Source organism: Vibrio sp., from assembly GCF_984391705.1.
Map to the genome: position 1 here is coordinate 1 of NZ_CFHWOM010000146.1, position 1,836 is coordinate 1,836.

The 1,836-nt window shown below is 46.5% G+C and carries 2 protein-coding genes; both read right to left on the reverse strand.

Annotation, left to right across the window (positions count from 1 at the left end; all coding sequences use genetic code 11):
* Positions 1 to 62: 62 nt before the first annotated feature.
* Entirely contained in the window at positions 63 to 1,055 is a 993-nt protein-coding gene (gene oppF / locus AC4MRV_RS22010) for a murein tripeptide/oligopeptide ABC transporter ATP binding protein OppF (RefSeq protein ID WP_285467439.1), read from the reverse strand.
* Positions 1,052 to 1,836: oligopeptide/dipeptide ABC transporter ATP-binding protein (locus AC4MRV_RS22015; protein ID WP_491189398.1), on the reverse strand; the 785-nt coding region annotated here is incomplete at its 5' end. The genes AC4MRV_RS22015 and oppF, both read right to left, overlap by 4 nt.

The window sequence follows — 1,836 nt, forward strand, 5'->3', positions numbered from 1 at the left end:
AAAAAAAGCGTGACTGTTTGACCAGTCACGCTTAAGCCTGTCACAGGCTGAATTACGTTCGATTAAACCTGAACATGAAGGCAAGATACCGCGTGAACGTCGTTACCTTGAATTCTAGGTTTTGTCTCAGCACACGCCTCTGTCGCTTGAGGGCAACGAGTACGGAATACACAACCTGATGGTGGATTGATTGGCGATGGTAGATCACCTTCCAACATCTGAATTGTCTTGCTGCGCTCAATACGAGGATCCGGGATTGGAACTGCAGACATCAGTGCCTTGGTGTATGGGTGTTTAGGATCAGAGAACAGCGCATCTGATTCACCTAGCTCAACAGCATTACCTAGGTACATTACCAATACACGGTCAGAGATGTGCTTAACCACTGACAAATCGTGCGCGATGAATACCAGTGAAAGACCTAGCTCTTTTTGTAGCTCTTTCAGAAGGTTAACAACTTGCGCTTGGATAGATACGTCAAGTGCCGAAACCGGTTCGTCACAGATGATCATCTTAGGCTTCAAGATAAGTGCACGTGCGATACCGATACGCTGACACTGACCACCAGAGAACTCGTGTGGGTAACGGTTGATTACGTTTGGTAGTAGACCTACCTTCGCCATCATCTCTTTAACGCGGTCCTTCACTTCCTGCTTAGAAAGCTCTGGGTAGAACGTCTCTAGCGGCTCAGCAATGATGTCACCTACTGACATACGCGGGTTAAGCGATGCAAGTGGGTCTTGGAAAATCATCTGAATCTCTTTACGAGTTTCACGACGTTGAATCTCTTCCATTTTCGTTAGGTCTTGACCTAACCACATTACTTCACCGTCTGTTGCTTCAACCAAACCGATGATTGCACGAGCGAACGTTGACTTACCACAACCTGACTCACCTACTACGCCCAGCGTCTCGCCTTCGTAAAGGTGGATATCAACGCCATCAACCGCTTTAAGGTTAGAAGGCTTAGCCCAAGGCCATGCCGATTTAGCAGCGATGCTAAAGTGAACCTTAAGGTCTTTAATGTCTAATAGTAATTGCTTATCTACACTCATTTTTTCCAAGCCTCCCAATCAGAAAAACATGCACGTTGACGGTCATTTCCGAATGGCGTCAGAATCGGTGCTTCTTGCTTACAACGGTCCATTACACGATGACAGCGGTCTTGGTAAGGACAGCCTGGTGGTAGACGAAGTAAGTTTGGCGGGTTGCCTGGGATAGTTGGAAGAATCTCACCCTCTGTATCTAGACGAGGGATCGCTTTCAACAGACCTTCCGCATATGGGTGGCTTGGGTTGTAGAAGATTTCATCTACTGTGCCGTATTCCATGGTACGACCTGCGTACATAACAAGTACTTTGTCACAAGAACCCGCAACAACACCCAAATCGTGGGTAATCATGATGATTGCTGTGTTGAACTCATCTTTCAGTTCGTTCAGCAACTCCATGATTTGCGCTTGAATGGTTACGTCCAGTGCTGTTGTCGGCTCATCGGCGATAAGCAGCTTAGGACGACAAAGTAGCGCCATTGCAATCATTACACGCTGACGCATACCGCCAGAAAATTCGTGTGGGTACATGGTAATACGCTTACGCGCTTCTGGAATCTTAACGGCTTCAAGCATACGTACAGATTCTTCGAATGCTTCTGCTTTGCCCATGCCTTTATGCAGCATCAGCACTTCCATCAACTGATCGCTTACCTTCATGTAAGGGTTAAGCGAAGTCATTGGATCTTGGAAGATCATCGCGATCTGTTCAGCACGAACTTTGTTTAGCTCTTTTTCTGGAAGGTTAAGAATCTCTTTACCTTCAAATTTTGCACTACCAGAGA

Bases quoted from the DNA above. Each gene is read 5' to 3' on its own strand.
- oppF (WP_285467439.1), bottom strand. From the start codon at position 1,055: ATGAGTGTAGATAAGCAATTACTATTAGACATTAAAGACCTTAAGGTT.